We start from the raw sequence: 25,889 nt of genomic DNA, 5'->3' as shown, positions 1-25,889 counted from the left end.
CTTTTGTTAGTCCTGATAGCCCGGCAGATCGAAAATGCCGGAATATCCAAATAACGCTGCACTTCCACCGGTGTGCAGAAACACAACATTATCCATTCCTTCGAAGTAGCCTTTGCGAACTTGATCAATCAGGCCATCGAGCCCTTTGCCCGAATAGACCGGGTCAAACAAAAGCCCTTCGAGTTGAGCCAGTTTCAGAAGCGCCGCACGCATGCCGTCGGTCGGCAGGCCGTAGCCTGGGCCAACATAATCACAGTTCGCGCGCACCGAGGTACGTTCAATTACGGCCCCCATTCCAAGGTAATCCATGGTCTTGCAGGCCAGGTCATAGACCATGCCTTCCTGTTTCCCCTGAGGTGCCCGAACACCGATCCCAAGCAAGTGAATGTTGCTGCCAAGGGCAGCAAGTCCAGCCACCAGCCCTGCTTGGGTTCCCGCACTGCCGGTGGCATGGACCAGGGCGTCAATCTTGAGGCCGATGTTTCCGGCTTGCTCTTCCAACTCGGCGGCACAATTCACATAACCCAACGCCCCAACGCGATTGGAGCCGCCGCCCGGGATGATGTAGGTCTTGCGGCCCTGATCTTGCAGCGTGCTGGCCAAGGCCTCCATTTCAGCGTTCATGTCGGCACCACCTGCTCGTTTGGAAACGGTTGCGCCATGTAGCTGATCCAGCAGAACATTACCGTTGAAGTTATAAGTCTCGTCATTCGACCCGGTGCGATCCTCAAGCAGGATATGGCAGTTCAGCCCCAACCGGGCTGCTGCGGCTGCTGTCTGTCGTGCATGATTGGACTGGGTGGCGCCTTGCGTGATCACTGTGTCAGCACCCAGCTTCATGGCGTCGGCCATCAGAAATTCCAGTTTGCGAGTCTTGTTGCCGCCCGACGAAAGGCCCGTGCAGTCATCGCGCTTGACCCAGATGCGCGGCCCGCCCAGCTCGTCGCTCAACCTTTCCAGCGGCTCCAAAGGGGTTGGAAAATGACCAAAACGCACACGTGGAAAGTTCTCAAGCGCGCGCCTTACAAGCGCGAGGTTGCCGCCCACTGCCATAGCACCTTCTGCCGCTGCGGTTTGCATTGTGTACATTCCCTTTACGTATTCTAAGTAAGGCTAAACGCAAAAAATCGTGTTGGATAATGCCAATATTGCAGTGTACCCGTACATAAGGTATGGGTAAGCATGGATACACGCCTTCTAGAAGACGCTCTGATCCTGTTGGAAGAGCGCAGCCTGACCGCCGCTGCCGCGCGCAGGAATGTAACACAACCCGCCTTTTCACGGCGCATTAGATCACTGGAACATTGGATCGGAAAAAGCTTGCTGGTCCGTGAGGCCAACCGGGTAGAGCTGTCTCCGACGCTACTACAAAGCGAACCTCAAATCCGGTCGCTGCTCGCGCATTTGCGGCAATTGCATGGGCATCTTAATAACCCGGAAGGCATCGGAGAACCGCTGGTGATGGCGACGCAGCACTCGCTTTCGGTGTCCGTCGTTCCGGAGATTCTTCGCAAACTCCGCGCACGCAGCGGATTGCCGCAAATCCGATTGCGCACGCAGAACCAGGTGACAGCGATGTCCACATTCCTGCGCCATGAATGCGACATTCTGGTGAGCTATGAATTCCGTGAGCTGCCCCAGGTGCCTTTCGACGACACCGTTGATCGTTACATTTGGCGGCGGGACACTTTGCTTCCGGTCGTCGGAGGCGCATTAAAATATGAGCTGCTGGAAGGTCAGATCCTACCACCGGACGCCCCCTGCATTGATTTCCCCGCAGACAGCTTTTTTGGGCAGATTGTTTTACTGCATCAAGCTAAAGCGGACCGTGCCTGGACGGGAAGATCGGCTGTGGAAAGCGCGTTTTCGGTGGGGATCTCCCAGATGGTTTTGGAAGGAAGCGGCGCTGCCTGGGTTCCTCACTCGCTCATCCAGAATCACATAATTACTGGCGATGCCGTCATCCTCTCTCCGGAATACGGCCGCCTGCCGCTGGATATTATTCTTTACACCCACGTTTCCAACCCGCGCGGTACTAATTTCCGCAAATTGGTTGCCGAAACAGAGTAGCCGCAAAGAAACTTGCAGTAAGCATCACCCTTCTCCATTACAGACTTGCGATGTGCCTTACAGGTTTTGAGCCAACATCCAAAAGCGTTCCAACTCTGCTCGGGACCTCTCGATCGAACGGTAGAGTTTGATGTCGATTGAAAGCTCGAATTCTGGTTGGCTGATCTTCTGCAAACTCCCGTCTTTCAACTCTCGATCCGCCGCGCTTTCGGGAAGGAATGCAACGCCAATTCCCGCAAGACAAGCGGACTTAAGCGCCTCGGCAACGGAGTTTTCATAGATGGGGCTCACAATGTGACTCAAACCTCCGCGATCCAGACAAACCTGGGACACGCGGCCCAGAAAACTGTCAGGAGTGTATGACAGGAATGGAACCGGGCTTTCCCCTTCGAAGCTGTATTTGGCTCGCCCATCAGCATTGACAACGCTGACGGCTATGATCCGGTCTTTTTCGATGGTCGAAGACGGGTATCGGTTTTCATCTGAAATAGTGGGCACGGTCGGATGGGAATAGCACAACATAAAGTCTGCGCTTCCGGATAAAATTGCCTCGGCGCAGCCGGAGAAGTTTTCCGCGACCAGCCTGGTTTTGGTGGGACCAAGATGGCTGGACATTCGTGTCAGCCAGTTCGGGAAGAAGGAAATTGCCAACGAATGAAGCGCGACGAAATCAAGCACCGATGCTTCCTGACGAGATAAGCCACGGATATCGCTTTTGGATTGCTTTAGTGCGGCAACCGTGTCGATTGCGGTTTGCTTGAATGCATGACCTGCTGACGTAAGCTCAACCGGGTGTACGCTCCTGTCAAACAATGGGGTCCCGGTCCAGTTTTCCAGGTTTTTGATCCGCCGCGTGAAAGCCGACTGGCTTATGTTGCGCGCATCCGCCGCGCGGGCAAATACCCCAGCAGCTGAAAGTGCCAAGAAGTCTTCCAGCCAATCGATCTCCATCTAAATTCTCCAATTGCAGAAACTTCACACGGTAGAAGCATGTTGCAAAATTTGCAACACCTTTGCGAAAGTTGTCATGGGTGGGCGGACTTGATGGCAGTACGGTCAGACCAACACACTCACAGAGTCTCGGCCCCTCGCATTTGATGCAGGCCGCAAGACCACAAAAAGGTCTCAGATCATGAAACAACACAGAACAGAATCCGACAGCCTTGGCCTGGTAAAGATCCCACTGGCAGCGACCTGGGGCAGCCAGACCCAGCGGGCACTGGAAAATTTCCCGATTACGGGGGTGGCGATCAGCCACTATCCGGAATTGATTGTCGGACTGGCGTCGGTCAAAAAGGCCTGTGCTATGGCCAACAAGGACCTGGGTGTCCTGCCCCACCGGAAAGCGTCGGCCATTACGGATGTCTGTGACAAAATCATTGCCGGGGGCCATCACGATCAGTTTGTTGTTGATGTCATGCAGGGTGGTGCTGGCACATCGACCAATATGAATGCCAATGAAGTTATTGCAAATCTTGGGCTGGAAAATCTTGGGGCAGATCATGGCGATTACAGCCAGCTTCATCCGAATGATGATGTGAACCGGTCACAATCCACAAATGACGTTTACCCCACAGCAATCCGTCTGGCTGTCCTGTCCAGGATCGCGCCTATGATTGAAGCAATGCATCTTCTAACCAAATCCTTCGACCAAAAGGCATGTGAGTTTCAGCATATTATGAAGGTCGGGCGTACCCAACTTCAGGACGCTGTACCCATGCCACTAGGTGCGGAGTTCCGGGGATATGCCACAACAATCAACGAGGATGCCGACCGGTTGAGGGACCTGTCGCGCCTTCTGACAGAAGTGAACCTTGGAGGCACGGCCATTGGCACCGGCATCAATGCCCCCGAAAGGTTTGGCGAAGTCGCTTTGGCGCATTTGCGCGACATTACCGGCGAGCCACTTAAACTGGCCCCGGACCTGATTGAGGCTTCATCTGATCTGGGTGCCTTTGTGATGTTCTCAAGCACGCTCAAGCGGGTTGGCATCAAACTGTCTAAGATCTGTAATGATTTACGCCTAATGTCCTCTGGGCCGCGGGCTGGGCTTGGAGAAATCATTCTGCCCGCGGTTCAGGCAGGATCGTCCATTATGCCCGGCAAGATAAACCCGGTTATTCCCGAAGTTGTAAATCAGGTTTGCTATCAGGCAATCGGAAATGACCTAACCGTCACAATGGCCGCCGAGGCCGGCCAGTTCCAGCTCAACGCGATGGAGCCGGTCATCATCCATAAAGTGTTGGAAACCATGGGGTCTCTGACCAATGCAATGAATGTGCTGCGCACCCGCTGCGTGGACGGTATCGTTGCGGATGAGAAAAGATGCGAGATGTTGCTGAGCAACAGCCTTGTACATGTCACCGCACTGGCCCCGGTGATCGGATATGAGGCTGCCACCAAACTTGCAAAATATGCACAGGCGCATGGCTTGAACCTGCAAGAGGCCGCAAAACCCGCTTTGCCAGGAGAACTTGCCGAGACTGCATTGCAGCACATGCACGGCAGGGCTCCGGAGATTGCCCAATGAACAAAAACCAATCTTTACGCATAGGAATCGTTGGCGGCCTGGGCGCCCTTGCCGGAGCCGACCTGCTGAACAGAATTGTTCAAAGGACACCGGTCAGGTCGGAAGAAGACCACAGGGAATTGATATTTCACCAGAAACCGCTGCGCGAACCAGCCTCCCCCAAAGAGCTGAGCTACAGCCCAACACACCGAAAACTCTATGTTTTTGACACACTGTCCCGCATGGAACGGGATGGATGTGACGTGGCGCTGCTTCCATGTTTTGTCACCCATAGCTTTCTGCATGAACTGCAGGACGAGCTTGAACTGAAGCTGATCAGCATGACAGAGGCGATCGCCGCCGCCGTTAACAGACTGCGTCCCGAGCCGACAAAGATTGGTGTCATCACGACGCCTTTTGTCAGGAAAACTGGTTTGTTCGAGAACCTGTTTGGCAGGGAAATACAGATCCTCCATCCCCGGGAAGATCTGGAAAGTGCCGTCATGGAGGCCGTATATGGACGCATCGGGTTCAAAGCGGGACACTGCAATGAAGACGTTCTGAGACCCATAAATGCCGCCCTGATCAACCTATTCGAACAAGGCGCGACCGTGTTTGTGCCCGGTCTTTCTGAACTGCCCTTGTTGCTCAACCAGCTTGACCTGCCAGACAACATGACGGCCATAGACACGGCGGCGGTTTACGCGGATTACGCCCTGCAAGAGACCCAGTCAGACCGCCGTCACCGGTTCAAAGTTGGAGTGGTCGGCGGTGTCGGACCTGCCGCAACCGTAGATTTCCTTGCCAAACTGGTCAAAGGGACCGAGGCGACCCGCGATCAGGATCACATAAAAGTCTTGGTTGAACAGAACCCGCAAATTCCTGACCGCACCGAAAATCTGGTCCGCGCAGGCACCGATCCAACTGTCGCCCTCTATTCTACCTGCAAAAAACTGGAACGCGGTGGTGCTGACATGCTGGTCATCCCTTGCAACACCGCCCACGCGTATGTCGATCGGATTCAGCGCCACCTTGATATTCCGATCATCAGTATCCTTGCCGCGACCACTGAACACATTAAAGAAACCACCCCAGAGACGCGTGTGGTCGGGATTCTCGGCACGGATGGAACAATACAAAGTGGCTTGTATCAGACAGCACTTGATGAGGCAGGCCTTGCCCACATCATTCCCGATGGCGATCATCAAAACCTGGTCATGGATTCAATTTATGGCCCGTTTGGCGTCAAAGCTGGATGTACCGACGGCCTCTGCAAAGAACAGATTAGCCGGGCCTTTTCCCATCTGGTTGCGCGCGGAGCCGAGGCAATCATTCTCGGCTGTACGGAATTGCCGCTCATCGTGACCGAAAGCGCAGACGCATTGGGGGCGCTTCCTGTCGACCCGACCGATGTGCTCGCCCGCAAATGTGTACAGCTCGCAAAATTCTAGGCGTCACCGGCACTTTATCCGACAAAAGAAACGGCATTGCAAATATTGCAACGCCGTTTCTCTATTTGCGCGACCATGACCAGCACGACGGTGTTACCTTGCGGCGACTGCAGGCAGCTCATTCCAGTTGACTGCCATGGAAAGGGAGAACCTATTGATGAATACCAGTCGCAAAACAGGGTTTATGGCACCTTGGAGGAATATGCTTCTTTGGAAGCAAATCGTGATCGCGCTTGTTCTTGGGGTGGTTACGGGCGTGTTGCTGAACGCAACCGGAAACGCAGCAATTGCGGGCATGATCAAGAACATTGGAACCCTGTTCCTGTCGCTTATCAAAATGCTTATTGTCCCGTTGATCTTCGTATCGCTCGTTTGCGGTATGACATCGGTCAGCGACATGGCCCGCATGGGGCGAATTGGCCTGAAGTCGATTGTATTCTATCTGGGCACAACTGCATTCGCGATCACGATTGGACTCGCTTTGGGCCTGATGTTGCAACCCGGCGCAGGAATTGATCTGAGCACCGCAGCCGCAATGGAACCCAAAGCGTCTCCGCCTTTCATCCAGCAACTTATCGGGATCGTTCCCAAGAACCCAATCGCCGCTGCCGCGGATGGCAACGTGCTTCAGATCATTTTCTTTGCGATTATGTTCGGTCTGGCCATCAACCTGGTGGGTGACGCTGGAAAGCCGGTCAGGGATTTCTTTGAAGCCCTAAATTCCGTCATCTTGAAACTGACTGAGATTGTGATCAGTTTTGCACCATATGGTGTGTTTGCACTAATGGCCTGGGTCGCCGGAACCTATGGTCTGGATCTTCTGTTGCCATTGGGAACCGTGATTGCTGCGCTCTATATTGGTTGCGTTCTGCATGCCGTCATTGTTTATGGCGGGCTCGTTTCGATCTTTGCGCGTTTGAACCCAATCCGCTTCTTCCAAGGCATCATCGAGCCGCAGATCGTGGCCTTCACCAGCACGTCCTCTTCGGGGACACTGCCGGTCACGATGACGGCGGTTCAGCAGAACCTTGGCGTGAACCGGTCGGTTGCAAGCTTTACGCTGCCGCTTGGAGCGACAATCAACATGGACGGAACCGCCATGTACCAAGGCGTTGCGGCTCTTTTCGTGGCACAGGCCTTTGGGATAGAGCTGGGCATGTCGGAATATGTCACAATTATTCTGACGTCGACACTTGCCTCCATCGGCACCGCTGGTGTGCCGGGTGCGGGGCTGGTGATGCTGTCGCTTGTTCTGAGCTCGGTCGGCCTGCCTTTGGAAGGTGTAGCCATCATCGCAGGCATCGACCGCATTCTCGACATGGCACGTACATCGCTCAACGTTACCGGCGACGCTGCCTGCACCGTCATTATTGCGAAATCCGAAGATCAACTGGATCTGGATGCCTACGATACGCCCCACGTGCTAAAATCGCCGGACGTTTCGCGGGCGTAAGTGACAAAGCACATCACTGCGGCCGCCCTGAAAAGGGCGGCTGTTTTCTGTTCAGGACGTCGCCTGAATGATGCCGTCACCCTCCGCCCCTATCTCAAATTGTTGGTTCAGTTAAGTTGATCCCTTGGCAATGACTCAGGTTGGCGGGAACACTAGCAGGCCACCCCGACCCCTTCACTATTCTGCTCACTTTAGCGTCTGGATAGAACCGGCGAGCAGGTCTGGAAGCGTTATAGCCCCACGGATGGTTCGAGAGTAATTGTCAGATCAGACCAGATTTGTGCATTCCCCTCGCCCTGTTGATCAGAGAGGCGGATCAGTATGATGCCCAGATCCTGATGCGGCAAGTCATGTAATCGCCGCAGCCGCCTTTCGGTTAAATGCCGTTTGACCAGGGTCAGCGACAACTACACCACCCCTTCGCCATCCAGCGCATTCACAGGCAGCAAGGGTCAGTGCAGTTTCCGCCTTCGGGCAACAAAGGCAAAACGAACTGGCTGAACAGGCGCCCCAGGATAACATCAGGGGGATATGAGTTGAACGGAATCTGGGTGTTATCAGCGTAGACCGCAAGATCGGGGGACACCACAGGCACCAATGTATCGCCGCCCAGCCGCTACACCCCAAACGCGTGTGGCACCGCAGGACCGGGGGACGTCCGGGCGTTTAAATGTCATCGCGAAATCGACCTCGCCGGACAATTGCAGCATCAGACAATTGTCCCGATTTCCGGATCGCACCCGCCGCGTGAACGGCGAGACCGACAGTGGCAGGGTGTAGGGGTATCTCAAACTGACCGACGATCTGTTCGACCAGGGTGAACGGCTCTTAGTGAACCGGGCGGCGCGTCTGGCTCTACTGACCGGGATCGCTGCTTTCATCGCTGCCGCTCCTTCTCCCAGCCAAGGACTCGTTGCGTAAAACTCTAATCAAAAATGGCCGGAAAATGGGTTTCAGAGCACTCTTGTTCGAGGTTCTCGATCCTCCGTTTTTCAAACATAGCGGTGGTCCAAATCAAATGGGGCACTCCGATCAAGTAAAGAAAATGACCCTGCCGAGGGGGAGGCAGGGCCATGTTGCCGCAATCTGGAGGTCTAATTACCTTAGGTTCTTGCGGCGTAACCTTCATTCTTCCAGATGCTGTCCGCCTTGGGAATTGACATGCCTTTCAGGGCAAACACCGCCTGATCCCAAACGACTAGGTCAGGTATTTATAGCTGGCAGGTCACGATACCTTTTGGGGAAACAACCCCAACTGAAGTTGTTTCGAAGTTGTTTGGGTCATTGCGTCCGCAACTACTCAGGATTGTTGTAAGAGCTTTTGCTACTCGGTTTACATAGATTCTCCTTCTATCAAGAGGTTGCGGATGTAAGTGAGTGATGCCGGCCTAAACTGCACGGTCCAGGTTTATAAGTTTGCTGTCATGGGCGTTCAAAACCACGCGCACGGTCTTCCCGTAGTTTGACGCTTCCTCAAACGCACCGAGTTCTGGAAATAGGTTCAGGATTTCTTCACGCATTTCATTGTCTTGTGACAAGACCTGGGAGCCGGGGAAGAAGCTCTCGGTCCAAAGATCGTTTGACAGGACAAGTTCATGAGCGTCGAACAAGATATGGAAATACTCAACCATACCTCCGGGTTGCCGCGTGATACCAGGTTGGCCAACAAGGTGTTTTGCAGCAACCAGCACTTCGCTTTCACCAAACAATACGCCCATGTCTCCGCTGGTTATTAGAACGCGGTGATTGGGCGATAGCCACAAGTACTGATCATTCGACCCTAGCACGCCGGGGGCAATGCGGATCGGCGCCAATTTCCCTATCGCAGAAACTTTTTTTGACCCGATCCACCGGATTTCCTGAACACCACTATCCCGAGTGATAACTCTATCGCCGACCTTCAGGCGTTCAACTAGTGTCAATCCTCTGGCAGTAGCGATCTCCGTGCCGGCTACGAAACAGGCCACGCCTGTTTGTTTAAACAACGAAGACCTAGTGATTCCGGACAAAGCGGCAGGCCCGGCGATCTGCCTTCCTCCAATCAACATGTTGTCGGAATAGTCACCAGAGGATTGGTTCAGAATACCATCAAGCCGATAGAATTGACCTCCTTCGATCGTGGCGGCGCCATCAACAGCAATGGTCGCGTTATTGAGTGATTGACCATCGCCGTTGACGTCAATGCCAACAGTTGTCGGGCCGGAGAAAGAAAACATCGTCCCTGCGGTTACCTGTGACGCTCCACGAGGTGTTCCACCGCCATTTGTAAGCGCTGTGTTTCCTAAGCCCCTGATGAGACCCTCAATCGCATAGTAAAAACCCATCCACTCGTTCCTCATGCGACCGCATGCGATCGTGTTTTTCCACTTGGTTTCTCAACCTTTTGAAGAAGCAGCTCTCAACATTGCATGTGTTCGCAACCGACTCACCCCTGCGGGATACACAGCAACACTTGATCAATCCCGATCTCTGCTGCGATGCCATAAACACCGCTTGGGGTGCTGGCATACATCGGTCGGCAATGGCTGCCCTGCGTCTTGACGGTATACCGGTGGCCCGTGTCATCCCTGAGTTCCATGGTCCAACGCGGTCGGGCTTCGGTCGCTTCCTCGCAGGGCACTGCAACCAGTGATAGCCGGCAGTTCTCTTCCGGAAGCATTGACTGGATGGCGTCAACGGAAATGAACTTCTTGTTGTGTGGGGACTCGTTTGAACTGGACATTATGCGGTCATTGGGTTTTGTTCTCGACCTTTGATCGCGAAAACTTCTGTCCGGTGTCGGGTTCCGAAATCGTAAAATTGCTTCCTCGGACAAGCGTGGATCCTTTCTCGTTACTCTGGTTACATCCAACCTCAGCGATCCATCCCCACACATCGGATCGTCAAAACTAAACACGGCGTATTGCTCGATAAGAGTGATCATGATTTGGAACGGCCGGGTTAAAAACGGGAAAGTTGTTAAATCCGCAAAGAAGACAGCCCAGGTGTCAAGTTACACAGAATGTCTCACGCTTGTATCTGTCGCAAGTTTTCCTGAGAGATGTATAGACGGAACGGATGTGTCGACTATCCCGCCAGTTGGATAAACTTCTGAAACGGACGGAGCTTGGGAATACAGATCGCAAGTTTAAGTCCGAGAGGCTTCAAATGCCGCCCATGCTTTTTCGAAAGAATCGAAATCGAACCCTGATGCGCGAGCGGGATCCAGGATCAGTCTTTCGGTTTCAAGCAACTTGATGATCGCCCGTTCAAGCTCGCCCATTACCTGGGGCGGGATCACCAGAGCGCCATGCCGGTCGGCATGCACAAGGTCACCGTCCTTGATCGACAGGCCGAAGACTGTCACCGGTGTGCCAATCTCTTTTACGTGCACAAATCCGTGGCTTGGCCCGACAGACCCGGCAACCACCGGGAATCCATCCGGCAGGTCGCCGAGGTCCCTCATTACCCCGTTGGTCAGCGCACCACTTATGCCAAAACCTTTGTGGACCGTCGTATTGATCTCGCCCCAATAGGCGCCGATGCAATCTGGATAATCCAAATCCTCAACTACGGTGACAGCCGGGCCGCTCCCGGTTGCCATATGCCTGTAATAGTCCATCCGACGTTGGCGGATCTCCTCAGGCGGTTCTGACGGCGGGTTCACGGCGGCAATCTTCGCGGTACGGGCATATCCCACCATCGCGCCCGCATCGGGATCAGAACATAACATCGTGCCCCGGGTGAATTCATTGAACCCGCGCTTGCCCTGCGCCACCTCGATTGCGTTACAAACAGTCGGAGTGTCGACCTTTTTCAGCAGGTCCAGAAAGGATTGGTTCATATCATCTCCAGCCAGCGGGTCAGGGCCGCAGTTGTTTGTTGCGGTTGTTCCAATGTCGGCAGGTGGCCGGCGTTTTCTATGATTTCCAACCGGCTCTGTGGCATCAGATCGTGCATCAATTCATGCCTTGAAACAGGGCACAGGGCGTCGTCGCGCCCACAGAGAATGAGTGCTGCGCCGGTGAAGTTACGCAGCGTGTTGCTCTGATCAGGGCGATCACGCAGGGCTTTGGATTGATTGACGAAAACGTCCGGCCCAAGATTCATGGCCATGTCCATGCACAAATCCAGAATAGCGTTGCGGCGCGGGCCATCCGTCAGGTAGTTCGGTTTCATCTCTTCGGCCATGACTTTGCGCAGGTTGCCACGTCCGACCGCATCGATCTGAGGGCCGCGCCTGGCTTTGACCTCGTCCAGTTCAGCAAGTGGGTTCGTGTCCATCAACGCCAAACCAGCCACACGGTCAGGGGCCTGATGCAGGATCTCCATCCCGACGATACCGCCCATCGAGAGTCCCGCCAGAGCAAAGCGTTCGGGCGCATAGGCCAACACATCGGCGGCCAGCGCCTGCATCGTTTCAAGGCCTCCGATTGGTGCGCACAGGATCGGGTACTTGACTGACAAAGCATCGATCTGCGGAGTGAACAACCGCGCATCGCACATCATGCCGGGCAGGAGGATAAGCGGCGTCATTTGACCAGGGCAGCCCCTTCGGCAAGCGCGCCCAACTTGGCATAGGCGATATCCGGATCTACCGCACCAAAGCCGGCAAAGGTGCCAAAGCCGCAATCTGATCCGGCGATTACACGCTCATTTCCAACGATGTTCGTAAACCGCTCGGTACGCTGAGCAATCAGTTCGGGGTGTTCGACAAAATTCGTCGTGGTGTCCACTACACCGGGCACAAGAACCTTGTCATCCGGAATTTCGCCCTTGCGGTCACGGAACACCGTCCATTCATGCGCGTGTCGCGGGTTAGAGGTTTCAAAAAGCACGTAGCGCGATTTGGTCGACATCAGCGTCGAAAACACCTTGTCCATGCCGATGTCGCAGCAATGTGGCCCCTCGTAATTGCCCCAGCAAATATGGACACGCACTTTGTCAGCCGGGACATTTTGCAATGCGTGGTTCAATGCCTCAACATGCATGTTGGCGATTTTCACGAACTCGTCGTCGGACAGATCGGTGAACAGCATATGGCGCGACAGGGCCAGATCCGGGCAATCCAGCTGCAAATCCAGACCCGCACCAACGATGGTTTCATATTCTTCCTTCATCGCGTCGGCCAGCGCGGCCAGATAGGCCTCGCGCGTCGGATAGAAGTCATTCTGCAGAAACAGAGAAATCACCCCAGGGCTGGCTGCGTTCATAAAACCGCGCCCGACCCCGTGTTCGACCATGGCAGCCTTGAGGTTGTCGATGTCCTTCTGCAGCTCACCTTGCCCTTTTGAGCACACCTCGCCAACGCACATGGGTCGCGCATATTGGGGCGTGCCGCCATCATCTGCCAGACGTTTCAGAAAACCGGGAAACATCTTGAGGTCTGCGGGCGCATTGCGCGGGCTGTCACCCGCAAAGCCGGTATAGCGGTCCTTGACGTAAGTGGCGTAAGAGATCTTTGAGGTCTCACCGTCCGAGACGATATCTACCCCAGCCTTGACTTGTTTCCGCACGGTCTCGGACACGGCCGCTGTCATGCAGGCGTCAAATGCAGCCTGATCGAACGGTTCCTCTCGCTCGCGAGCAAAGATGAAGTCAACGACCTCCTGATTTCGTGGCAGACTTCCCACATGGGTGGTTGAAACGCGGGTCATGTTAGGATCTCCATTCAAATCTAGGTCCATCGCCGGGCCGGAAAGCCGGCGATGGATGTGCTGCGCGCGCCCCGATTGAAACCGGGACGTGTAATTTCGACGTTATGCTCCTGTCCAGGTCGCCCCAGCAGGGTCGTCGGTTGCGGTGATCCGGTACAGACCCGCTTGCCCGGTCATAGACGGTTCAGCGCTGTAGCTTTCACCGGGCAGAACCAGAGCGGTATCGCCGTTGGACAGGGTAACCTCGACCTCATTGATCTTGATGCGCCAATGGCCGCTCGCCGGCATCAGAACCACGGGTTTGTCCGCCTTGACCAGTTCAGCCACTGCCGAACCGCGCGTCATAAAATCAACCTCGAAACCGGGCTTGTCCTTGATCAGACCATTTTCACCGATCACAACCGCAGGCTTGTCCGCTGCCAGCGCCATCAGGTCCCAGTAGCGAGCGACGTATTTGCCGATCACTGCATCAATGGGAACCTCGGGGAAGGCTTTCAGATCTTCCTCGGTCAGTAGCGGCATCGGCTGCACATTGTGTGGCAGTTCCTCGCCCTTTTTGCTATCGTACAAGACGCCGTTATTGCCCAACATCAGGCCGTGGGCCTGCGCATCCTGAATGACTTGCGGAGCCCAGGTCACGCCGCCACCGGCATCGTCGCCACCCAGCATCGACATGATCATGCCATAGTCCTGGCCGACATTCTCGAAGCCGCGGAAGATCCCGGTCGGAATGTTGAAGATGTCGCCTTCTTCAGCGATGAACTCGCCTGCCGTGCCATAACGACCCCAGAAGAACCGCCATCGACCTTTAGCAACAAAGAACACCTCGGCGGTGGTGTGGCTGTGCAGCGAGTTGCGGCATTTCGGCGGTTGACCCGCTGCACCGATGTTGAACCCGATCTTGTCGGTGATGTGGACGTGCTGATCCGGGCTTTCGCTGACCCCACCGCCAATGATGGTAAAATTTTCTTTCTGGTTCGAGCCCGGAGTGTGCGCGTCGATGAACGCGGTTTTACATGGCTTCAGTTCGCCATAACGGACGATGCGGCTTTCGATGGTACTCATATCTTTTCTCCTTTTGATTTGGGTTTGATCGGATCAAACCAAACCACCCGGCGGACGATTGTTCAGTCGCCGGGCGCGCAGGCTGGCGCGATGGGCGTGGTACCGCCGCAACGCCTGCCCGGCATCCAGATTTGAGATACGGTGCGACATTCTAGAGATCGCCGGTTTTCAGAAGAATCTGTTTCCAGATCGAGGTTTCGTCAAACAAGGTGTATTCCTTGCGCAGACCCCATGGACCGAACTCGGCCTGGCTGATGCCCAGCACAAAGACCTCGGCCCCTGTGGGCACACCGAACACGCCCCAGCCGTCATGTGTGCCATGCAAAGACCAGCGGATCGCGGCGCGCGGCGGCATCATCGGGTCATCACGGCCGATCTGGTGGTGGATCTTGAATTCGGCACGTGGGAACGCCGCGCGCAGGCCCATCCAGAACCGATCAACCGGCCCCCAACTGTGGCCGGTCTTGCCGCCGGGATATTCTGACAGAACAGCGCGGTCGTATTCAGCCTCGATCACCCTCATATCGGCATTCATGATCCTGGTCAGGATATCCGCGTATTTCTGGCCCCATTCATTGTCATTGCCACGGCCTTTATAGGGGCCGGGCCGATCAATCGCGGGCGTGAGGGGTTGCACGCAGGTGTCTGGCCCACCCTCGCGCGCGATCAGATCGCGGGCGTATTCCTTGGGGTCCCAACCCATCTGCTGCACGATCGCGCTCTGGTCGCGGATGAGCCACTCATCGTTGATCTGGTTGTTGATGGCGTGGCAGTCGGCCAAAATGCGGTAGACCAGTTTCTTGCCGGTCGCCTTGCCATACACACCGTCACCTAGATGGGTCGCTGTGGACAAAAGGCGATGCGACGACAGCATGCCCTCTTCCGGCGTTCCCGACCAGATCACATCCTCACCCAACAGCGTTCGATCAGGGAATTCTGCCAGAGTTGCCATAGTGGCAGCAATGACATTCTGGTTTCCGACAACCACCGACCCAGGTGATCGCACGACGATGTCCGGGGCGTAATAGTCGTGCAGCGTGGCAATGCCACGATCTTCCCAGATTTCTTTGGTAATCCCGATTATGTAGTCGGGGAAATCTTTAAACTTGGGATCAAATCCCTTCATGTCTTCCATCCTTCAGGTATGCGGGCGGAGCCGCGCACAATTAGCGGTCCGTCAATCTCGACCCGACGCGGGCCGGCATCGGGGTCCTCGATCTTGCCGAGCAGAATATCGACAGTTTCGGTGACCATGCGATTGGCGGGCTGTCGAATGGTGGTCAGGTTGTAGGCTGGCCATGAGGCGACAGTGACATCGTCATACCCGATGACCGAAACGTCCCCCGGAACATTCAGCCCCAATTCGAACCGCAGCGTGTCCATCACGGAAACGGCCATGTGATCGTTGGCGACAAACACCGCATCAGGCGGATCGGCTTCGAACATCCGCAGCGTGGCTTGCCGGGCTTCTTCCGTCGAAAAGTTTCCTACTTCGCGGGCGTGCAGCGTAACCCCGGCTTTCTGCAAGGTCGCAACAAACCCTGTTTCGCGGTCACGCTGGGTCGAAGCTCCTTCCCACCCGGCGATATATCCGATCTTTTGGTGCCCAGCTGCCAACAAGAACTCGGCAGCCTTTCGACCACCGGCAACGTTGTCAGATGTAACTGACGACATCGCCGTGTCGTCTTGTGCCCGATTGAACAACACCATCGGTATACCGGCCGTTCGGCAGCGGTCTGACAAATCTGAGGACAAAGCCACCGAAGCGGCGATAATCCCTTCGACCTGAAAGTCGAGTATTTCTTCGACCACATTGTCGATGTTTCCAGACTCATGCGAGGCCATGAATATCAGCACGTGGTATCCACGTTCCTGTAACGTGTTTGTCAGCTTCTCCAGCGCCTCGGGATAGAACTGGTTGTTCAGATAGGCCACGACAAGCCCGATGATCCGGCTTTTCCCGGACACTACAGCGCGGGCCAGAACGTTCGGGCGATAGCCCAGTTCCTTGGCCGCCTTGCGCACCTTTTCAACGGTTTTTTTCGACGCAGACGCGCCGGGGGTGAACACACGGCTGACCGCAGATTGGCTGACCCCGGCGAGACGGGCAACTTCCAGTGATGTAACTTTTTGTGTCGCCATCAGTCTGCCGTCCAACCTCCGTCAACCATCAATGCCGTGCCCGTCACCAGCGCCGACGCATCCGATGCCAGATAAACCACCGCCCCCATGATGTCTTCAACCTCTCCGGGGCGACCCAGTTTTATCTTGTCCAGAATCCAGGCCCGCTTGTCCGGATCGTCAAAAGTCGACTTTGTCAGATCCGTCAGAATGAAGGTGGGGCAAATCGTGTTAACCCGGATCTTTGCCGGTCCGAACTCAAGCGCCATCGCCTTGGTGAAGCCTTCGACCGCGAATTTCGACGCACAATAAACCGCGCGTTCGCGACCACCAACATGGCCCATCTGGCTAGAGATATTGATCAGCGAACCGGGGCGGCCAGCGTCGAGCAGGCCTTTGGCAACAGCCTGGGTCAGGAAATAAGCACCTTTGACATTGACGCCTATCACCGCATCGAAATCTTCCGGCTGTGTTTCCACGGCCTTGCTGTGTCGGGCAAGCCCGGCTGAGTTCAGCAGAATATCGAACGGCCCATTTTGCGCTACGGCTTCAGCGGTTGCCGCCACGTCCGAAACATCCAGTTCCAGAACTCTGGCAGACCATCCCTGCGCCGACATATCTTTTGCAATATCCTGAAGCGCACCAGCACGGCGCGCCGCCAAAGTGACCTCAGCACCATGTTCCGCCAGCGCCACAGCGCAGGCCATGCCTATGCCCGACGAGGCTCCGGCGACCAAAGCTCGCTTGCCGCTCAGGTCGAAACTGGGGGTGCTGGGAAAATGTGGCATATCAGACCTCGCCGACCGGGAATGGGATGGTGCCGGGTACACGTGCCTTATTGAACTCACGCAGTCGGGCAAAAACATCTACGCCCAATTGCCGATACACATCCAGCAGATCGACCAACACCCAATTCTCGCGGATCAGCCCACCTTCCAGACGCCAGAAATCAAGTGACTTCAAAGTGATCCGTTTGCCCGAAGGCGCAATCCCCATCCAGCCGTCATGGGTGACGGTCTGGATCATGTTCGGCCAGCCGGTCACAGCGGCGTAGTCGCCATCACCAAAAAAGTGAAAGGTGATCTCGTCGGCATACTGACCACGATCGGGCATTCCGTTGAGGAAGGGAATCTGGTGCCAGTTGCGGAATCCCGCGATACCGCGCGCTGTCCCGATCCCTGCGGGACCGTACCAGTTCATGCGCGGATGCCAGAACCGCTCCATCTCCATCACTTCGGGCCCACCCTGGCTGGGGTGTTTCTCAAGATGTTTCAGCATGTCGACGATATGATTGCACGAGGCCAGAGATTTCACCTCATCCCACGGTCCGGACACAACGCCATCCAGAGTCGCCGGGCCGGGAATGCAGAACTCCAGCCCCAGAGACGGGGCCATTGGCCAGGCATTCGCCTGCATCATGACTTCGGGAACGTCCCAGAGTGCCTGAATCTCGACAACCTTGCCATTTTCAAAGCGGTAGAATTCGTGGAACCGCATGTGGGTCAGATGCCCGGTCGGCGGGATGTCCAGCCAGGGGGCGACGAAGGTGCCGAAGTAGTGGCCGCCGCAGCCAACCCAGTCGTTGCCCTGTTCTGTCCGACCACCCATGACGATCCAATCGCGACGCTCAAGATCGGGCATGGATTTCAGAAGTGGCGCGTAACAGGTGTCATAGAGTTCCTGCGGGCCGGTCAGATCTCCGAATGGATACAACATGTGGATGGCAGCATCGGGCGCGATCACCGCCTCCAGCGCCGCTCGTACTCCGGCTTCGTCGAATTTATACATTGCCTCGCGCAGGGGCGCGATCAGGACCTTGTGGGTAGAGTGAGTATCCATTGCGAAATCTCGCATTATTTTAACTTCTTATCCAAAAAATTCTGTAGGGCCCCGGTCGAATCCCTGCGCAAGATTCGTCACACTTACGAAGTCGCATCGGCCGTCTCGCGGTATGGTGCGCCTTCACCATAGGGCACGTTGATGCCCCCATAACGCCGGACACGGATGTTGCATTGTTCGGCATGGCCGACAAAGCCTTCCAGCATACACAGACGTGAGCCGTATTCGCCGATCATCGCTGCGGCCTCATCAGTGACGACCTTCTGATAGCTGTGGGTTTTCATGAATTTGCCGACCCAGAGCCCGCCGGTATAGCGCCCGGCCTTTTTGGTCGGCAGTGTATGGTTGGTACCGATCACCTTGTCGCCGTTGGCCACGTTGGTGCGTGGACCAAGGAACAGCGCACCGTAACAAGTCATGTTTTCCAGGAACCAGTCGTCGCGATCTGTCATGACCTGAACGTGCTCGGACGCGATGTCATCGGCCACTTGAAGCATCTCGTCATAGGTGTCGCAGACGATGACCTCGCCGTATTCCTCCCAACTGACCTTGGCAGTGCCGGCGGTGGGTAGGATCCCGAGGATACGGTCGATCTCGCTCAGTGTCTCTTCGGCCAGTTTGCGCGAGTTGGTGACCAGAACGCAGGGGCTGTTATATCCATGCTCGGCCTGTCCCAGCAAATCGGTCGCACAAAGCTCGGCGTCCGCAGCAGTTTCATCGGCGATGACCATCGTCTCGGTCGGACCCGCGAACAGGTCGATGCCCACCCGGCCAAACAGTTGGCGCTTGGCTTCGGCCACAAAGGCGTTGCCGGGGCCAACCAGCATGTGAACCGGATCAATGGTCTCAGTCCCTATCGCCATGGCACCGACGGCCTGGATCCCGCCCATGACATAGATCTCATGCGCGCCTCCTAGATGCATCGCTGCGATCACGGCCGCATTGGGTTTGCCCTGGAAGGGCGGGGTACACGCTATGATGCGCGGAACACCGGCGACCTTGGCAGTTGCCACTGACATATGCGCCGAAGCCACCATCGGGAATTTGCCACCGGGGACATAGCATCCCACTGACTGAACAGGGATGTTCTTGTGACCAAGGATCACTCCTGGCAGAGTTTCAACCTCGATATCCAGCATCGAGTCGCGTTGTGCCTGCGCAAAGTTCATCACCTGTTTCTGAGCAAACTTGATATCGGCCAATTCGCGCTCGGACAGCGAGTTGATCAACTCGTCGATCTGATCCTGGCTCAGGCGGAAGCTTTCCGGCGAGTAGTTGTCGAACTTCTCTGACAGCTCGCGCACTGCGGTATCGCCGCGGGTTTCGATATCCGCCAGCGTTTCTTCGACAACAGCTCGGGTTTTGGCATCGTCTTCCGCCCGGTCAGCTTCAGGTTTGCCGCGTTTCAGGTATTCAATAGCCATTGTCTCTATCCTCAGTTTTCGGGCCGGGGTGGAGTTTTTTCTCCCCGGTCAAATGCTTCCCAGCCTTCGCCGTTGAACAGATCAACGCCAAGCTGCGCGGCGACGTGGGCGAAATCGACGTTCACCCAGTTGTCAACGATCTTGCCATCGACGACTTTCCAGAAATCCATGTATCGGATCTCGACCCGCTTGCCGGTGGGCGCGATGCCCAGAAACTCGCCCGAGTGGGTTGCCTCCTGGCGGCCAAAGGCCGCAGCCCATTCGCCCATATAAAGCCGGGCCTCATCAATGCAGGTCTTGTCCGAGAACGCCGCCTGAAACGGGCGTTGCCAGTTTTCCTGAAACTCCTTGAGCCCAGTTTTGGTGCCGCAGCCCCGGTTGCCGATCCAGCGAAACCCTTCTGCGAAGAATTCGCCGATATCGTCGATGCGGTGATCGTTCAAACCATCGACCATCCCCTCGATCACGGCGCGGGTCTCGTCGGTTTTTCTCATGTCCGTGTCACGTGTCAGCACGGCCTGTTCGGGGCGGGAGCCCTTCATGTGTCTTTTCCTTTTATGGATACCAAGGGGTTTTCTGTCTGGACGGGGACGGTTGGTCGGCCGTCAGAAAATCCCTTGGCATCCGGTTGAGCGCCGGGTGGCGCGCAATGGCGTTATGTCTGGCGGAACAGCTCATCGGGTCTGTTCAGAAATTTGGGCAAAAAGGTCGTAACCCAGTTGCAACAGCAGATGTGGAATATCGAGCATGCACCAGTTCTCGATGATCTTGCCGTCTGCGCAGCGCCACCAGTCGCAGTCACGCATAAAAACGCGCTTTCCCGTTGGCTCCAGGCCCAGGAAGGATTTGACGTGGACGCCGGTGATCTGCGGCCAGCCGCACAGGAATGCATAGTCGCCATCCCCGGCCTTGCAATTCGAGCCGACCCCGGTGACGCCTGCGTCCCTGCCGTCACCCCAGCCTTCGAACGTGTCCTCGAAGGGGGATTGGAAATCGGCGAAGGCATCGACCGTGGCATAGGATCCCAGCCCGCCGGGACCGTACCACACCATTCGGTCATCCCAATAAGGCCGCCAGCTTTGGTCCTCGGTCGTCAGCTGTACTAGCATGTCCTCGACCAGATCTGCTGTGGCGCGTGACTGCGCTGGGTCTGATGGCCCAATGACGATGCCGTCATGAGTTGCCGGACCCGGCACGACACCTTCATAGCCCTGCAGTTCCAGCGGCCAGAGGCCAAGCGCGATGATCAACTCGGCAAAGCCGAGGAAGACATAGGATTCGACGATCTTGCCATCTTCCATTCGGTGGAATTCACCAAATCGCAGAAATGCCAGTTTGCCGCTGGGTGGAATACCACAAAGCGGTCGCTTGAAATGACCGTGGAAATACCCGGTCGAGGTGACCCACTCGCTTCCCAGGTATTCGCCACCTGTAACCACATAGTTCTGACGGGTGAGCCCCTCGAACGCCTCTGAAATCGGTAAGATGACAGAGCTGACGTAGCCGTTGCCATCGGGGGCTGCATTGATCGGATGGCTCGCTTCGGTAGTGGCCGTTGCGGCGAAAATCTCGCTGGCGGCCGTCTCCATGGTCTCGCCGAGGCCCTTATCAAAGCTTTCGAGAAACTGACGATAAAGCTGTTTGTTTTCAAACGTGGTTCCGGTAGCAATACCCATCGCTGGGCGATTTGCGCGCTTGTTCATGGCGCTTTCCTTTTTAGGACGTTTTCCTATTCGCTGTGGCGGTGTGCAGGCACGAGGACCCGCGCGCATCATGGCAAATGGAATTCGTCCCGGCCGTCGGGCCCGGCGCGCAGCCAAGTTCAGGCTGGCTGCGTGCGCATGGGCAGATACGGACTGAGGATGAGTGCGCCCCATTTATGTCAGCCTTTCACAGCCCCGGCGGTCAGGCCGCCGACGATCTGGCGCTGGAAGAACATCACCAGTATGAACAGTGGAACAGTGGCTGAAACCACGGCTGCAACAGCGAACATCACGTTGCCCTCGGTTTGCGTTGTACCGAGGAATGCGGCAATGGCAGGCACCATAGTACGGTTGCTTTCAGACAGCAGCATCGCCCCCACGGCAAAGTCGTTATAGGCCAGAAGGAACGAGAACAGCCCGGTCGTGATGACGCCTGGCCACATCACCGGAATGATCACACGTCGGAAAGCCTGAAACTGGTTGCATCCGTCGACCTTGGCACTTTCATCCAACTCGCTCGGGATGTTCTTGAAGAAGGAATGCAACATCCAAAGAGTGAACGGCTGGTTGATCGCCACAAGCACGATAATGGTGGTTGGAAGAATTCCCCAAACATTCCATTCAAAGAAGGGTAACAGATAACCTGAGACCAGAGTGATTGGCGGCATTGCACGGAAAATCAACGCTGTGATCAAAAGCCAGAATGTGTAGTTGTAAGTAGACCGCGAAAGGGCATAGCCCCCTAAAGTCCCGATAGTCAGTGAGATGGTAACAACAAAGAAACAGACGATCCCGGTGTTCAGAACATTGCGCCAGAACTCTTCCTGAATCCAAGCACCCTCATATCCGGTGGTGGTGAACGGCGAGCCATAAACCGCTTCGGTTCGGGCACCAGTCAGGGCATTGGTCCAGTCAGCGATCGAGAAGAAATCCAGTTCGACCTTGAACGAGCCCCAAACCGTCCAGAGGAACGGAAAGGCGGCCAGGATAAACCATAGGAGCACAAACAGGGATGAGGCGATCCGAAGGCTTGTAGGCATTCTTTGCGCGCGGCTGGCCATATTATCTTGCTCCTTTGAAATCGCGCCAGGTGCGGACAAGCACGGGCGACAGAAGAATTGCGACCCCGAAAATCGTCATCACAGAGGTAGCAGCAGCGGAAGACAGTTGCCGAGTCTCGCCACCGAGATCGTAGAAGATGAAGGTGCTGAGTGATTGCGCATGCGCTTGTGCACTGAAGCCGATGATAGGTTCAAACACCTTGAAATTGTCCATCAACTGGATCAGTGCTACAAATGTGACCAGGGGCATGAGATGGGGAACAACCACGAATTTGACCTGCTGCCAGCGCGTCGCCCCGTCTATCTGGGCGGCCTCAATCTGGTCTTGGGGCAAGGTTTGCAGGCCAGCATAGAACACGACAAAGGCAAAAGGCGCAGCGTGCCAAACACCATAGACCATCAGCGCTACCCACATCAGCCCTGTTGATGCTTTCAGGCTGAAATCCGGATCTCCAGCAAGATATACGAGGGCGTTGCCGATCACCCCGCGACTGTCAATCATCCAAAACAGTATGAGCGAGCCGATCAGCGGGGTCACGATCATGGGCAGAAGAGAGAAAAAGATCATCAGACCTTTGAGTTGCCTGTGCAGGGAGTTTACTGCCAGCGCAATCACCAGCCCCAAAATAATTGTGAGCGGTGTCACGACAGCAACGAAGGTCAGCGTGAATGCCATCGCCCGGTAAAAGGGCAAATTGCCGAGTTCCGAGAAAAAGCCGCCCCATGTTTCATTCGCGGCCCAGATTTGACCAATTTCCTGTATCGCCAGATGGCCTCGGTTAAAGTAAATGTCCAATCCCACAAACCGGCCCAGAGGTTGCTCGGCGCGAAGCGCCGCGGTGGCCTCTTGATCAACAGTGGTCTCAGTTGTGCATCCGATAAGCGGGGTGCAGTTTTCGACCTCTAACAGAACAGCCGGATGGGGTGCGAAGATCGATTGAGTCACCACCGAGACAATTGGCATTGCAATGAACAGAAGCATCGCGAGTCCTGTGGGCAGGAAGAACCAAAGGAATGTCTTATGGCGCATGTTGCAATCCTCGTGTCAGTGGGATTGCGCGGGCGGTTATCAAAGGCACCCGCGCAATAGGCTTCTTATTGCAGATAGCCTTGCTCGATGGCGGCGGCACGATAGGCGGCTTCTACATCAGCCAACGCTTGTTCCGCGCTTTCCTTGCCCTGCATGAAATCAGCAAGTTCGTTGCCAAGTGCGCTGTGCATGAGCCCCATGTACGGTAGCATCGGATAGGGTGGTGTGCCCATTTTGGCCGCAGCAAACACACCCTCGGCATCTTTTCCCGGCTGGTAGCCTTCAATCAGCCAGACCGCCAACGGCGTGGTTTCATCGTTCAGCATGTCAGGACGGATGCCATGTTTCATTGCAATGAATGTGGCCTCGGCCTCTTCATCTGAGATGTTCTTTCCGACAGTCCAACCGTCCCACCACAGGGTCGTTGCAGGGATATCTCCGCCACCAACTGTCAGCGGCGCGCCAATCGCATGGCCGTCGATTACCTCCTGCAACACACCTTCGGTGGTGGTTTGCTGCGATGCGCGCGAACCCCACATATTCATGATTGCAACGTTGCCAGCACGGTATTCGGCATTGGTGGCGTTGGAGTCATGAGTCAGGAAGTCGGGGTTCATGTATTCCGACAAAGCCTTCATCATATTCAGGGCGTTGACACCGGCCTCAGAATTCACGTTGGGTTCGGCCGTACCGGGTTTAAAATGGCTGCCGCCATAACCAAGGAACATATTGTTGAATTCCTGCGCCAGGTTCCAACCCGATGCATAGGCTCCACCAACCGGGTTTTGCATAATACCCTGCGCACGAATGGCCTCGGCCACCTCGAGCATTTCCTCATAGGTAGTCGGGACTTCCACACCGGCTTGCTCAAGGATATCCTTGCGGTACATCAGATGCTGCGCGTTCGCCATGAAGGCGATAGCCATGATGTTGTCGCCAATCTTGATCAGCTGCCCAGGCTGCAGGTCCTGACCATACTTTTCCACCAGATCATTGAGCGGACGAATAACGTCTTCGTTCATCAGTGCCACAACCGAACTATTGGCGATGATTGCGGTCGTGTATTCCGACGGATTGCCCGACAGGCCAGCCACGTTGATGGTCTGGTGCTCGGATGTCAGGTTGGATTCTACCGACGCCCCGGTGCATTCCTTCGCTCCGGCTGCGACGGCCTGGATGGCCGCAAATTCATTGCCGACTATGTTGACACGTGCGCCGATTTCGCAGGCATATCCCGCGCTTGCGGCAAAGGCGGCTACCGAGCCGGCCAATGCAATTTTCTTCAGAAACATCAATATTCCTCCCTAGATGGATGGTGCATCTTCGAAGTCTGCACCCAGATTACCCCGTCCCAACGGGTGTTGTTTGCGGTTCTCAGCCTTCCAGGCGAGCCCCGGTTTTCGCATCAAACAGATGGCAGTGATCAGTATGGATATGAATCGAGACCTGATCGTCGATTTCGGCCCGATAGGTTTTGTCGGCCTTGACCGAGACCAGCGCACCACCGATCCGAACCGAAACCATGGTGCTGTCGCCCAACAGCTCTTGCGTATAGATCGGCGCGTTGATCTCGCCGCCACTTTCCACAACATTTGCGTCCTCGGCGCGAAACCCCAGCGTGATAGGACCGTCCGGCGCGTTCAACCCGTGCACCTCTGTGCTTTGGGCGCGGAACACGCCACCCTGAACCTCGCCATCGACAAGGTTCATTGCCGGGTTGCCGATGAAGCTGGCCACAAATGTATTTGCAGGTTCATCGTAAATATCGGTTGGGGAGCCAACCTGCTGAACCACACCTTGTTTCATGATCACCACCCGATCAGCCAAGGTCATTGCCTCGATCTGGTCGTGGGTCACATAGATCGTGGTGACCGCCAATTCGTGGCTCAGGTTCTTGATCTGCGCGCGGGTGGAAACGCGCAGTTTTGCGTCAAGGTTGGATAGTGGCTCGTCCATCAGGAACACGTTGGGCTCGCGCACAATGGCACGAGCCAGGGCAACCCTCTGACGCTGACCGCCAGACAGTTCCGCCGGTTTGCGGTGCAGGAAGTCATCTAGCTCGACCATCGCCGAAGCGCGCCGCACTTTTTCGTCATGGGTAGCAGGGTCAATACCGCGAACTTTCAGCGGGAAGCGAATGTTCTCATATACATTCATATTCGGATAGAGCGCGTATGACTGGAACACCATCGCGACATCGCGGTCTTTGGGCTCCATGTCATTTACTCGGGCACCATCGATCAGGATATCGCCCTCAGACGCGTCCTCGAGACCAGCAATCATGCGCATTGTCGTGGTCTTTCCGCAACCTGACGGCCCAAGAAGTACCAGAAATTCCTTGTCGGCTATTGTCAGGTCAAAATTGTCAACTCCAACAAACGATCCCCAACGCTTTCCAACATTGCGAAGTTGAATTTCGGCCATTCTGTCCTCCCTGCTGCACGCATCGTGCATACGCTTGCAAAACCATAGACAACAAAAGAAACATCTGGCAAGCTTTTTTTGCATGCGTGTGCAAACGTCGACT

At 55.6% G+C, this 25,889-nt stretch carries 23 protein-coding genes; 4 read left to right on the top strand and 19 right to left on the bottom strand.

The window, feature by feature from the left end; genetic code table 11:
- Positions 1-6: 6 nt before the first annotated feature.
- Positions 7-1,053: a D-cysteate sulfo-lyase gene (cuyA, locus tag ACR0AP_RS17915; protein ID WP_480508395.1), complete on the bottom strand. Its 1,047-nt coding sequence runs from the start codon at positions 1,051-1,053 to the stop codon at positions 7-9.
- Positions 1,054-1,182: 129 nt separating this feature from the next.
- Between cuyA and ACR0AP_RS17910 the strand changes: the two genes are divergently transcribed.
- On the top strand, positions 1,183-2,070 hold the full coding sequence (locus ACR0AP_RS17910) for a LysR family transcriptional regulator (protein ID WP_480508363.1): 888 nt from the start codon (positions 1,183-1,185) through the stop codon (positions 2,068-2,070).
- A gap of 57 nt (positions 2,071-2,127) precedes the next feature.
- Here ACR0AP_RS17910 and ACR0AP_RS17905 read toward each other — a convergent pair whose 3' ends face one another.
- The gene (locus ACR0AP_RS17905) at positions 2,128-3,021 is read right to left on the bottom strand and encodes a LysR family transcriptional regulator (protein ID WP_480508361.1); all 894 of its coding nucleotides are present in this window, start codon (positions 3,019-3,021) and stop codon (positions 2,128-2,130) included.
- A 181-nt stretch (positions 3,022-3,202) separates the two neighbouring features.
- Here ACR0AP_RS17905 and ACR0AP_RS17900 point away from each other — a divergent pair, with 181 nt between their 5' ends.
- From ACR0AP_RS17900 to ACR0AP_RS17890, 3 genes are all read left to right on the top strand, one after another.
- The gene (locus ACR0AP_RS17900) at positions 3,203-4,600 is read left to right on the top strand and encodes an aspartate ammonia-lyase (protein WP_480508359.1); all 1,398 of its coding nucleotides are present in this window, start codon (positions 3,203-3,205) and stop codon (positions 4,598-4,600) included.
- Complete coding sequence (gene cuyB / locus ACR0AP_RS17895; protein ID WP_480508357.1) at positions 4,597-6,030, top strand: cysteate racemase; 1,434 nt, start codon at positions 4,597-4,599, stop codon at positions 6,028-6,030. The genes ACR0AP_RS17900 and cuyB overlap by 4 nt, the downstream gene beginning before the upstream one ends.
- A 202-nt stretch (positions 6,031-6,232) precedes the next feature.
- Positions 6,233-7,483: a dicarboxylate/amino acid:cation symporter gene (locus ACR0AP_RS17890; protein ID WP_480508355.1), complete on the top strand. Its 1,251-nt coding sequence runs from the start codon at positions 6,233-6,235 to the stop codon at positions 7,481-7,483.
- Positions 7,484-8,871: 1,388 nt separating this feature from the next.
- Here the strand turns inward: ACR0AP_RS17890 and ACR0AP_RS17885 are convergent.
- The 17 genes from ACR0AP_RS17885 to ACR0AP_RS17805 all read right to left on the bottom strand — a co-directional run bounded on the left by ACR0AP_RS17885 (position 8,872) and on the right by ACR0AP_RS17805 (position 25,786).
- Positions 8,872-9,807 (bottom strand): Hint domain-containing protein, encoded by a 936-nt coding sequence (locus ACR0AP_RS17885; protein WP_480508353.1) that lies wholly within the window; start codon positions 9,805-9,807, stop codon positions 8,872-8,874.
- A 101-nt stretch (positions 9,808-9,908) separates the two neighbouring features.
- A complete protein-coding gene (locus ACR0AP_RS17880) occupies positions 9,909-10,205 on the bottom strand; it encodes a hypothetical protein (RefSeq protein WP_480508351.1) in 297 nt (98 codons plus the stop codon).
- A gap of 405 nt (positions 10,206-10,610) precedes the next feature.
- Complete coding sequence (locus ACR0AP_RS17875; protein ID WP_480508349.1) at positions 10,611-11,306, bottom strand: RraA family protein; 696 nt, start codon at positions 11,304-11,306, stop codon at positions 10,611-10,613.
- On the bottom strand, positions 11,303-11,998 hold the full coding sequence (locus ACR0AP_RS17870) for an alpha/beta fold hydrolase (RefSeq protein ID WP_480508347.1): 696 nt from the start codon (positions 11,996-11,998) through the stop codon (positions 11,303-11,305). The genes ACR0AP_RS17875 and ACR0AP_RS17870 overlap by 4 nt, the downstream gene beginning before the upstream one ends.
- Positions 11,995-13,119: a cobalamin-independent methionine synthase II family protein gene (locus ACR0AP_RS17865; protein ID WP_480508345.1), complete on the bottom strand. Its 1,125-nt coding sequence runs from the start codon at positions 13,117-13,119 to the stop codon at positions 11,995-11,997. The genes ACR0AP_RS17870 and ACR0AP_RS17865 overlap by 4 nt, the downstream gene beginning before the upstream one ends.
- 102 nt (positions 13,120-13,221) lie before the next feature.
- Positions 13,222-14,184 (bottom strand): cupin domain-containing protein, encoded by a 963-nt coding sequence (locus tag ACR0AP_RS17860; RefSeq protein ID WP_480508343.1) that lies wholly within the window; start codon positions 14,182-14,184, stop codon positions 13,222-13,224.
- Between the two features lie 151 nt (positions 14,185-14,335).
- A complete protein-coding gene (locus ACR0AP_RS17855) occupies positions 14,336-15,310 on the bottom strand; it encodes a nuclear transport factor 2 family protein (protein ID WP_480508341.1) in 975 nt (324 codons plus the stop codon).
- Positions 15,307-16,326: a LacI family DNA-binding transcriptional regulator gene (locus ACR0AP_RS17850; RefSeq protein WP_209599322.1), complete on the bottom strand. Its 1,020-nt coding sequence runs from the start codon at positions 16,324-16,326 to the stop codon at positions 15,307-15,309. The genes ACR0AP_RS17855 and ACR0AP_RS17850 overlap by 4 nt, the downstream gene beginning before the upstream one ends.
- Positions 16,326-17,093, bottom strand: a complete 768-nt coding sequence (locus ACR0AP_RS17845) for an SDR family NAD(P)-dependent oxidoreductase (protein WP_480484716.1) — start codon at positions 17,091-17,093, stop codon at positions 16,326-16,328. Before ACR0AP_RS17845 ends, ACR0AP_RS17850 begins: the two co-directional genes overlap by 1 nt.
- A 1-nt stretch (position 17,094) precedes the next feature.
- Complete coding sequence (locus ACR0AP_RS17840) at positions 17,095-18,144, bottom strand: ester cyclase (RefSeq protein ID WP_480484717.1); 1,050 nt, start codon at positions 18,142-18,144, stop codon at positions 17,095-17,097.
- 83 nt (positions 18,145-18,227) lie between these two features.
- Positions 18,228-19,568 carry a histidinol dehydrogenase gene (gene hisD, locus ACR0AP_RS17835; protein WP_480508339.1) on the bottom strand — a complete coding sequence of 447 codons (1,341 nt, stop codon included), beginning with the start codon at positions 19,566-19,568 and terminating at the stop codon, positions 18,228-18,230.
- Between the two features lie 11 nt (positions 19,569-19,579).
- Positions 19,580-20,110 (bottom strand): ester cyclase, encoded by a 531-nt coding sequence (locus tag ACR0AP_RS17830; RefSeq protein ID WP_209507348.1) that lies wholly within the window; start codon positions 20,108-20,110, stop codon positions 19,580-19,582.
- 132 nt (positions 20,111-20,242) lie between these two features.
- Positions 20,243-21,271 carry an ester cyclase gene (locus tag ACR0AP_RS17825; protein WP_480508337.1) on the bottom strand — a complete coding sequence of 343 codons (1,029 nt, stop codon included), beginning with the start codon at positions 21,269-21,271 and terminating at the stop codon, positions 20,243-20,245.
- Between the two features lie 179 nt (positions 21,272-21,450).
- A complete protein-coding gene (locus tag ACR0AP_RS17820; RefSeq protein WP_209507350.1) occupies positions 21,451-22,332 on the bottom strand; it encodes a carbohydrate ABC transporter permease in 882 nt (293 codons plus the stop codon).
- A gap of 1 nt (position 22,333) precedes the next feature.
- On the bottom strand, positions 22,334-23,362 hold the full coding sequence (locus ACR0AP_RS17815; protein ID WP_480484720.1) for a carbohydrate ABC transporter permease: 1,029 nt from the start codon (positions 23,360-23,362) through the stop codon (positions 22,334-22,336).
- A gap of 65 nt (positions 23,363-23,427) precedes the next feature.
- Positions 23,428-24,654, bottom strand: a complete 1,227-nt coding sequence (locus ACR0AP_RS17810) for an ABC transporter substrate-binding protein (protein ID WP_209507352.1) — start codon at positions 24,652-24,654, stop codon at positions 23,428-23,430.
- A gap of 82 nt (positions 24,655-24,736) precedes the next feature.
- Complete coding sequence (locus tag ACR0AP_RS17805; RefSeq protein WP_209599329.1) at positions 24,737-25,786, bottom strand: ABC transporter ATP-binding protein; 1,050 nt, start codon at positions 25,784-25,786, stop codon at positions 24,737-24,739.
- Positions 25,787-25,889: the final 103 nt, after the last annotated feature.

This window comes from Ruegeria sp. AF7, from assembly GCF_056541885.1.
Note: the sequence above shows the minus strand (reverse complement) of the source record. Positions and strands in the feature narration are given on the sequence as shown.

What these genes read in the sequence shown, in the direction of transcription:
- ACR0AP_RS17805 (WP_209599329.1), bottom strand. Translation starts at nt 25,786, where the DNA reads ATGGCCGAAATTCAACTTCGCAATGTTGGAAAGCGTTGGGGATCGTTT.
- ACR0AP_RS17910 (WP_480508363.1), top strand. Translation starts at nt 1,183, where the DNA reads ATGGATACACGCCTTCTAGAAGACGCTCTGATCCTGTTGGAAGAGCGC.
- hisD (WP_480508339.1), bottom strand. Translation starts at nt 19,568, where the DNA reads ATGGCTATTGAATACCTGAAACGCGGCAAACCTGAAGCTGACCGGGCG.
- ACR0AP_RS17830 (WP_209507348.1), bottom strand. Translation starts at nt 20,110, where the DNA reads ATGAAGGGCTCCCGCCCCGAACAGGCCGTGCTGACACGTGACACGGAC.
- ACR0AP_RS17860 (WP_480508343.1), bottom strand. Translation starts at nt 14,184, where the DNA reads ATGAGTACCATCGAAAGCCGCATCGTCCGTTATGGCGAACTGAAGCCA.
- ACR0AP_RS17905 (WP_480508361.1), bottom strand. Translation starts at nt 3,021, where the DNA reads ATGGAGATCGATTGGCTGGAAGACTTCTTGGCACTTTCAGCTGCTGGG.
- ACR0AP_RS17890 (WP_480508355.1), top strand. Translation starts at nt 6,233, where the DNA reads ATGCTTCTTTGGAAGCAAATCGTGATCGCGCTTGTTCTTGGGGTGGTT.
- ACR0AP_RS17820 (WP_209507350.1), bottom strand. Translation starts at nt 22,332, where the DNA reads ATGGCCAGCCGCGCGCAAAGAATGCCTACAAGCCTTCGGATCGCCTCA.
- ACR0AP_RS17865 (WP_480508345.1), bottom strand. Translation starts at nt 13,119, where the DNA reads ATGACCCGCGTTTCAACCACCCATGTGGGAAGTCTGCCACGAAATCAG.
- cuyA (WP_480508395.1), bottom strand. Translation starts at nt 1,053, where the DNA reads ATGGCAGTGGGCGGCAACCTCGCGCTTGTAAGGCGCGCGCTTGAGAAC.
- ACR0AP_RS17825 (WP_480508337.1), bottom strand. Translation starts at nt 21,271, where the DNA reads ATGAACAAGCGCGCAAATCGCCCAGCGATGGGTATTGCTACCGGAACC.
- cuyB (WP_480508357.1), top strand. Translation starts at nt 4,597, where the DNA reads ATGAACAAAAACCAATCTTTACGCATAGGAATCGTTGGCGGCCTGGGC.
- ACR0AP_RS17900 (WP_480508359.1), top strand. Translation starts at nt 3,203, where the DNA reads ATGAAACAACACAGAACAGAATCCGACAGCCTTGGCCTGGTAAAGATC.
- ACR0AP_RS17875 (WP_480508349.1), bottom strand. Translation starts at nt 11,306, where the DNA reads ATGAACCAATCCTTTCTGGACCTGCTGAAAAAGGTCGACACTCCGACT.
- ACR0AP_RS17870 (WP_480508347.1), bottom strand. Translation starts at nt 11,998, where the DNA reads ATGACGCCGCTTATCCTCCTGCCCGGCATGATGTGCGATGCGCGGTTG.
- ACR0AP_RS17815 (WP_480484720.1), bottom strand. Translation starts at nt 23,362, where the DNA reads ATGCGCCATAAGACATTCCTTTGGTTCTTCCTGCCCACAGGACTCGCG.
- ACR0AP_RS17880 (WP_480508351.1), bottom strand. Translation starts at nt 10,205, where the DNA reads ATGTCCAGTTCAAACGAGTCCCCACACAACAAGAAGTTCATTTCCGTT.
- ACR0AP_RS17850 (WP_209599322.1), bottom strand. Translation starts at nt 16,326, where the DNA reads ATGGCGACACAAAAAGTTACATCACTGGAAGTTGCCCGTCTCGCCGGG.
- ACR0AP_RS17885 (WP_480508353.1), bottom strand. Translation starts at nt 9,807, where the DNA reads ATGGGTTTTTACTATGCGATTGAGGGTCTCATCAGGGGCTTAGGAAAC.
- ACR0AP_RS17810 (WP_209507352.1), bottom strand. Translation starts at nt 24,654, where the DNA reads ATGTTTCTGAAGAAAATTGCATTGGCCGGCTCGGTAGCCGCCTTTGCC.
- ACR0AP_RS17845 (WP_480484716.1), bottom strand. Translation starts at nt 17,093, where the DNA reads ATGCCACATTTTCCCAGCACCCCCAGTTTCGACCTGAGCGGCAAGCGA.
- ACR0AP_RS17855 (WP_480508341.1), bottom strand. Translation starts at nt 15,310, where the DNA reads ATGAAGGGATTTGATCCCAAGTTTAAAGATTTCCCCGACTACATAATC.
- ACR0AP_RS17840 (WP_480484717.1), bottom strand. Translation starts at nt 18,144, where the DNA reads ATGGATACTCACTCTACCCACAAGGTCCTGATCGCGCCCCTGCGCGAG.